This window comes from Chthoniobacter sp., from assembly GCF_040003245.1.
In the GTDB taxonomy this organism is placed as follows: Bacteria; Verrucomicrobiota; Verrucomicrobiia; order Chthoniobacterales; family Chthoniobacteraceae; genus Chthoniobacter.
This window is the reverse complement of sequence record NZ_JBDUCX010000301.1, coordinates 1-7,452: the sequence shown is the minus strand read 5'-3', so window position 1 is coordinate 7,452 and position 7,452 is coordinate 1. Positions and strand designations below refer to the sequence as shown.

The window sequence follows — 7,452 nt, the reverse complement described above, 5'->3', positions numbered from 1 at the left end:
GCAGGATGGTCCCCTGGCCCAAACGATAATTGAGAGTGGCCTCGAGATAGGGCGAGGAACCGCTGCCGCCGCCCTGATCGACCTGATTGCCCTGATTCTGAAACGACTGCACTTGATCACCGAGCCGCAGCGACGCCGTGAATCGACGACTCAGCGTCAAATCTCCACCAAGAAGGAGGAAGTAGGTGGTCGTATCCAACGCCGAATTGTTGGCGTGCATGTCCGCGCTGTAACGCGCCTCGCCGACTACCGTCAGGCGGGGTGAAAACAGATACCTCAACTCCGTGCCGTAGGTAGTCGTCGCGTAATTGGAGGAGTTCTGCGTCTTTTCTGCGTAGCTCACCGCGCTGTAGGAGACGCTGGTCACGGTGCTAAATCGCGGCGTGAGCCGATACGACAGATCGGTCTTTATGTTTGTCGTCAGGTAACTGCCCGCATTGCTGGAGCTCGGCGTGTTCGGCTGTGAAAAATCCGGCTGCGACTGGTAGGACATATCGAGCGAAGTCGTGAACTGCGCGCGCCCGGTCAATCTCCGCAGATACACCAGAGAGAGATTTCCCGTATAGTCCGCCTTTTTGCCCGGGCGATTCCAATAGTAGTCCACGCCGCCGCCGACATCGAAAGTGAACAGCGTCCGCCGGTTGGCAAACTGCACATCCCACTTCACATCCGTCCGGGTGATCCAACTGGCGATGCGTTGCGCTTCCGGAACGCCGGGGATGGTCACCGTCCGAAATTTGGGGGCGACCGCCGGGATTTGCACCGTCTGCACGGAGTCGGGAATATTGGGATCGCCGGAGGGCACTGAGACTTCCACCGATCCCGCGGGCGAGCCAGCCGTCTGCTGGACCTGCACCTTTTCGTCAGGCACACTCTGGCCATGGGTGGGAGTCTGGAAGACGTTGTCGTCGTAGCCGAGGGAGACGTTTCCCGAAAAACGAAAACGCGGCCGCGCCAGCCGCCCTTCGCCTACCGTGTAGGTCTGCGTACCACGTCCGTAAAATCCCGGCACCGCGAAGCTGGCCGGAGCTTGCTGCAATTGCGGGCCCGGTTTTTCGGTGGCTCCGAAAGCAGACGCACTGCCTCCCGCAGTGGTGTTGTCCTGGTCGGTGCCGGTCCCCGCTCCCGGCGTCCCCTGATTCTGCCCAGGGGCGGACGGATTTTGCGTCCCATTGGGAGTCGCGCCCTGGTTGGGCGTGTTCGGGTTCGCGCCGGTGGAGGGCGCTGCCGGCGCCGCACCGAATGCCGAACTCGGCCCACCCGTCGACGGCGCTGCCGGCGCCGAGCCACCCGCAGCCGGGGCCGGCGCAGAGCCGCTATCTGGATCCTGCGCCCACACCATCCGGGGCAAGAGACACCCGGCCATAAAGAGGGAGAGCCATGACCGGTTTAATATCATGCGGGAATTGAGGGCGTAATGGGGCGTCCCCGCACTACAGCGTGCGGAGCTTGCTGGCATTACCCGAGAGGGAGCACGGAAGCAACTGATTAATAATAACCTTCATCATCTCTCTGTAGACGTCACGAAAACGTAACAAACCACCCCGCCTCCTCCGAGCGACCGTCGGAAATTTAATTGCAGGAAATAAGCCAAACGTAAATATCTAACTATAAGTAGTTTACGACAATACAAACCTCATGCGCTTGGGGCCCGGCAACAACAGAGTGTTGCCATATTCCTCAAAAACTCGCGCGACAGCCTGTGCTGGAACGATTTGCGTTTCAAAGGAGCGTCGGATAGCAGCCGTGCTGTCTTCCCGCCAATGTCGGCACCCGCCTTGGAGACGGCGTCCCGTGGTATTATGCCCCTTTTCGATGACACGCATCCATCTCTCTCCGGATCGGAACACCCGCAGTGATTTTAGCTTTTCACCGTCCCCCGCAACTCCCAAATGACCTCATCAAGACACGCATGACTCCCTTCACCCTGCCAGCCGGCTACACCCGCATCAAGGTGGTGCAGAGTTTTGCGGAACTGGTCACGACTCCCTTCGGGAATGGCGTCAACGCCCTTTGCTGGCAACGCACGCTGCCGGGGGATTTTTGCGAAGTCGTGAACCAGTTGGGCCTCAGCGAGGGAATGAACACGCTCGATGAGTCGCGCCTCCGCGCTCTCTCCTTGAGCGCCGCAGGCCGGGCGGCGGCGGACATTCTCCTCCACGACCAGCAACTCCTCCACGCGCACGGACTGGCCCCGATCCTCGACTGTATTCACGCCTACCCGCGCGATGAACCGACCGAGGCCGTGCCCACCGACGTCTATTCCTTCCACGCCGACAGCGCCCCGGTGGCCACCGACACCTATCTATGCAGCTACACCGAGGCGGCTTCCGAAGGCCTGCGCAACGACGAGGCGCGCCGGCGCGTGGACGTCCCCGAGACCCGGGCCGAACTGCTCCAGCAATTCGGAGGCGAAGATGGCGACGACTTTCTCGAGTACCTCAAAGAGAGTTGCTACGATCTCCACTACGCCCCTGCTCCGGGCGCGCAGCCGTTTTCGTTCGGCCTGGGCAATCTCTGGCGCATCGCCATCCAGTATCCCGGCAGCCCTGTCCCCCCTTGCATCCACCGCGCTCCCGAGACCGTTCCCGACCGGCCGCCGCGTCTGTTGCTGATCAGTTGAAATTCGTCGTCAAATCGCCCGTGATTCTTCCTAAGCTGCCCGCCTTCGAGCAACTCTTTGAAGAGACAAGCCTGCAACGGCAATGGCCACCGAATATCGGGCATGGCCAGCCGGGTGCGGGCGCATCCCCAAGTCGCCCCAAAATGTCTCTTTCCAAATTCACTTTCCTCCTCACGCTGACCGCCGCGTTGGCCCTCACTGGATCCGCGTTGGCCGGGCCGCCGGATCTTTCCAAAGTCACCGCGCAGGCGGACCTGGATGCGGTGGTGGCCAAAACCTCCGACGCGGCACTGAAGCGCGCGTTGCAGGACCACGCGAAAGATATTCTCGCCGCCGCTGCGCAGGCGCCGCACGTCGAAGCGGTCGCGCGCACGGTCGAAGGCGCGAAAGGCAAGGTCGAGCGCGTCAACACCACGCCCGAGGCGCTGGCCAAGGCCTGCGGCGGACCGATTGCACTGTTCGATACGCTGAAGCTCGTCGACCTCGCGGTGCCCAATACCGGGCCGCATGACAAACGGGAGAGCGATCCGTACGACGCGGCCTTTTTCGAGCACGTCGGCCACCTCAGCGCGCTGGAGTCGCTGAACGTCATCTCGACCAAATTCAACGACGACTGGATCGCGCCGATCGGACTGCTGACGAATCTGAAAAAGCTGAGCTTCACCAATAATGGCAAGCTCACGGATGCGGGCATGGAAAAGCTCGCCGGGCTGACCAACCTCGAGACCTTTTCCTTCGTCGGCACTGGGATCACGGGCCGCGCCTATGCGAAGTGCACGGGCTGGACCAAGGTCACCCGCGTCAGCCACCGGGGCAGCAGCATCGATGACGAAGGGCTCAAGCAGCTCTGCGAGCATTTGCCGAATCTCGAAAGCATCAGTCTCGCGCACGCGAAGTTCACCGACGCGGGTGCACCGAACCTGGCGAAGCTCACGAAACTGAAGGGCCTGGAACTCGGCGCGCATGCGACCGCCGCCGCCTTGAAAAACCTCGTCGGCCTGCCGCTGGAATACCTTCAACTTGGCGAAGGATTCAGCGAAGCGGACAGCATTGCGGCGATCAAGGCGATCCCGACTTTGAAGCGCGTGACGCTGACGGATTGCAAGAAGCTCGACGATGCCGGGCTCAAGACCGCGGCCAATCTCAAGCAGCTCGAGCAACTCGAACTCGGCGGCCTCGAATTGCCCGACGAGCGGCTGCCACAGTTGCAGGCCTTTGCCTTTCTCAAAGAGCTGAAGCTCATCCGCCGGCCGCAGAGTTATCCGGAGGAGACGCAGGCGAAAATCAAGGCGTTGCTGCCGAAGGTGGACGTGAAGTTTCAATGAAGAAGACGTTCGCTCTCCTTGCCTGCGGCACACCGTGGCTCGGCGCGCTGCTGCTCGCTGCTACGGCGCGGGCGGCGGTGCAACCGGCGCCAACCGCGGGGCTGGACCCGAAGTTCAACGCGTATCTCGAGCAGCACTGCTACGACTGCCACGACTCGACGACGCAGAAGGGTGACTTCCGCATGGACACTCTTTCGCCGAAGATCGGCTTTGAAAACACACCGCAGTGGCTGGAGATCATGGAGCGGATCAACTCCGGCGAGATGCCGCCGAAAAAGGTGAAGGTCCGGCCCACGGCGGAGGAGAGCGGTGCGGTCGTGGATTTTATTGCCGCGCGGATGAAAGAAGGCGAAGCGGCGCGGATGGCGATGCGTCCGCCGGTTTCCTACAATCGGCTGACGCGCGATGAATATGTGAACACGGTGCGCGATCTACTCGGCGTGCAATTCGACGCCACGGATCCGGGAGCGTTTCTCGAAGACCCGGAGTGGCACGGCTTCGAGCGCATCGGCTCGGTGCTCACCTTGTCACCTTCGAACGTGGAGAAATACCTCTCCGCCGCGGAGACGATTCTGTCGGAGGCCTATCCCGAGATTCCGCCGCTGCGGAAAGGCGCCAAGCCGCCGGAACCCTTCGGTGGAAGCAAACCCGCTTACCTTGCCGAGCAAGTCAATGAACGGCATCGCGAGCGACTGCAAGAGATGGGCGTGCTCGAAAAGCTGCCCTACGAAATCTGGCCCGGGGACATCTTCCGCTACTCGCTGCTCAAGGATCCGTTGCCCGAAACGGGGATCTACGAAATCAGCTACACGATCAGTGGATTGAAACCGGAAAAGGGCCGCGCGCCGCGCATCAAGGTTTACGAGTCGAAGCTCGACCGGACGCTCTTCGAGCAGGACATCGTGGCACCGGAAGACCACCCGGTCACGGTGACTTTCCGGGCGCATTTGCCGAAGGGGCGGCCGACCATCGAGGTCTATAACGATGTGCCGGGGCCCTCGAATCTCCCGCGCTCGGGACGCCACGGCAGCCGTCCGTTTGTGAGCCTGAAAGACGGGCGCATGCCGTGGCAGATCAAGCTCACCGACGAGCAAGGCCGGCCGCGATATCCATTCCTGATTCTGCACTCCATCTCCTGGCGCGGGCCGATCATTACCGATCAGGAACGGCAACTGCGCGAGGACTACCGCCCGAAGACCGAAGGCGATCTGGCGGAGGCACGCGAAGCGTTGCGCAAGCTGGCGACGCGCGCTTTCCGGCGCCCCGTCCGGGAGGAAGAGCTGGACGGCTTTGTCAGCATCGTGGAGGCGGAGTTGAAGGCGGGCGAAAAATTTCCGAGTGCGATGAAGGCCGGTACTGCGGCGATCCTCTGCTCGAAGAGCTTCATCTTCGTGGCCGAGGGTGACCCGACTGTGATGCGCCAGACGCTGAACGATTGGGAGATCGCGAGCCGGCTCTCCTATCTGCTGTGGAGCACGATGCCCGACGCCGAACTTTTCACGCTCGCGGAAGCGGGCCAGTTGCACGACAAGGCGGAACTGGCCCGGCAGGTCGCGCGGATGCTCGCCGACCCACGGGCCCAGCGATTCACCGATGCGTTCAGCTCGCAGTGGCTGCGGCTGCGCAAGGTCGGGATGTTCCCGCCGGACAAGATGATTTACCCGGATTACGACAAGCAGCTCGAGGCCTGCATGACCGGCGAGACGCGCGCGTTTTTTCACGAGGTGCTGATGGGCGGCTACACGCTGCGCGAGTTCCTCGATTCCAAATGGACGATGGCGAATTCCCGACTCGCCGAATACTACGGGCTCCCGGCGGAGGGACTGCCCAGCGACGGCTTCCAGCGGGTGGCGCTCACGCCGGAAAGCCACCGCGGCGGTCTGCTCACCCAGGCGGCCATTCTTTCACTCACGTCCGACGGCACCCGGCATCGCCCGGTGCATCGCGGCGTGTGGGTGATGGAGTCCATCTTCGGCAAATCGCCGCCCCCGCCCCCCGCGAACGTGGAGCCGATCGCCACCAATCCCGTCACCGCGCCCAAGGCGACTCTGCGCATGAAGCTGGAGGCCCACATTCACGATGCGAGCTGTGCGGCGTGCCATGCGAAGATCGACCCGCTCGGGCTGGCGTTTGAAAACTACGACGCCATCGGCCGCTGGCGCACCACCGAGAAGACCGAGGGCACCGGGGCCGATCCCTCCGTGAATCCGAGCGGCAAATTTCCCGATGGCCGCACCTACCAGGACGCCGCCGAATTCAAAAAACTGCTCCTCGCCGATCTCGATGCTTTTAACCGCACTTTCACCGAAAAGCTCGCCACCTATGCGCTGCGTCGCACAGTGTCCTTCGACGATCGCGATCAGCTCAAAGCCATCGCCGCCGCTGGCAAGACGGCCGATTACCGGGTAAAAGACATTCTAACTGCCCTCGTCACATCGGATCTATTTCAGAAACGGTAACACCCCAACCCCACAAAATCGATGAGCAACCTGAACCTCAACCACTGGCAAATCAGCCGCCGCACCGTGCTGCGCGGACTCGGTGCGACCATCGCCCTGCCGTTGCTCAATGCCATGCTCCCGGCCAGCGCGCGCGCCACCACGGATGCAACCACGCTCAAGCCGAAGCGCAGCGTCTTCCTCTACATCCCAAACGGCGTGAATACGCTCACCTGGCAGATCGAAAAAGCGGGCGCGGATTACGAGTTCAGCCGCCCGCTGAAGGTGCTCGAAAAGCATCGGGCGGACATCACGCCGATCAGCGGCCTGCATCACCCGATGGTCATCGGCAAACACCACAACTGCGAAAAGGTGTGGCTCACCGGCGCGAATGTCCCCGGCGACGGCGGCCCCTTCCGCAACACGGTTTCCGCCGATCAACTCCTCGCCGAAGTCCAGGGCGCGACGACCCGTTTCTCCTCACTCGAACTCGCGATCGAAGGCAATTCGCTCGCCTGGTCGCGCGATGGCATCCAGCTCCCCTCGGAGCGGAATACGCAGACGATTTTCAACAACCTTTTCGGCGTGGAAAAGGACAGCAAGGATGTCATTCGCCGCCGGTTGGCGCGGCGCGGCAGCATCCTCGATCTCGTGGCCGGCGACGCGAAGCGCGTGAGCCACAAGCTCGGCAGTGAAGACAAGGACAAGCTCGACGAATACCTCACCGCCGTCCGGCAGGTGGAGGAGCGGACGGAGCGCGCCAACTCCTGGCTGGATATTCCCAAACCCGAGGTTTCTCCCGATGAAGTCGCCAAGCTGACGCGCAAGCTGAGCATGGCCGAGGCCGGCGAATACTATCGCCTCTTCTACGATCTCATGGTGCTCGCGTTGCGCACGGACAGCACGCGTGTCATCACCTGCATGATCGGCAGCGAATCGCAGGCCAGCGGTATCCCGGAGATCGGCATCTCGCAGACGCGCCACGGCCTTTCCCACCACAATGGCGATCCCGAGCAACTCCGCCGCCTCACCGAGACCGACACCTTTCTCATCGAGCAATTCAGCT

At 62.2% G+C, this 7,452-nt stretch carries 4 protein-coding genes and 1 pseudogene; 4 read left to right on the top strand and 1 reads right to left on the bottom strand.

Annotation, left to right across the window (positions count from 1 at the left end):
* Nucleotides 1-1,366 (bottom strand): annotated as a pseudogene (locus tag ABJF10_RS27595) (hypothetical protein); the annotation flags it as partial.
* Nucleotides 1,367-1,912: 546 nt separating this feature from the next.
* Between ABJF10_RS27595 and ABJF10_RS27590 the strand changes: the two are divergent.
* The 4 genes from ABJF10_RS27590 to ABJF10_RS27575 all read left to right on the top strand — a co-directional run.
* A complete protein-coding gene (locus ABJF10_RS27590) occupies nt 1,913-2,623 on the top strand; it encodes a hypothetical protein (protein ID WP_348547843.1) in 711 nt (236 codons plus the stop codon).
* Between the two features lie 143 nt (nt 2,624-2,766).
* The gene (locus ABJF10_RS27585) at nt 2,767-3,948 is read left to right on the top strand and encodes a G protein-coupled receptor LGR4 (protein ID WP_348547842.1); all 1,182 of its coding nucleotides are present in this window, start codon (nt 2,767-2,769) and stop codon (nt 3,946-3,948) included.
* The gene (locus tag ABJF10_RS27580) at nt 3,945-6,407 is read left to right on the top strand and encodes a DUF1592 domain-containing protein (RefSeq protein WP_348547841.1); all 2,463 of its coding nucleotides are present in this window, start codon (nt 3,945-3,947) and stop codon (nt 6,405-6,407) included. The genes ABJF10_RS27585 and ABJF10_RS27580 overlap by 4 nt, the downstream gene beginning before the upstream one ends.
* A 21-nt stretch (nt 6,408-6,428) precedes the next feature.
* Nucleotides 6,429-7,452, top strand: a 1,024-nt coding sequence (locus ABJF10_RS27575; protein WP_348547840.1) for a DUF1552 domain-containing protein, incomplete at its 3' end; no start/stop codon positions are given.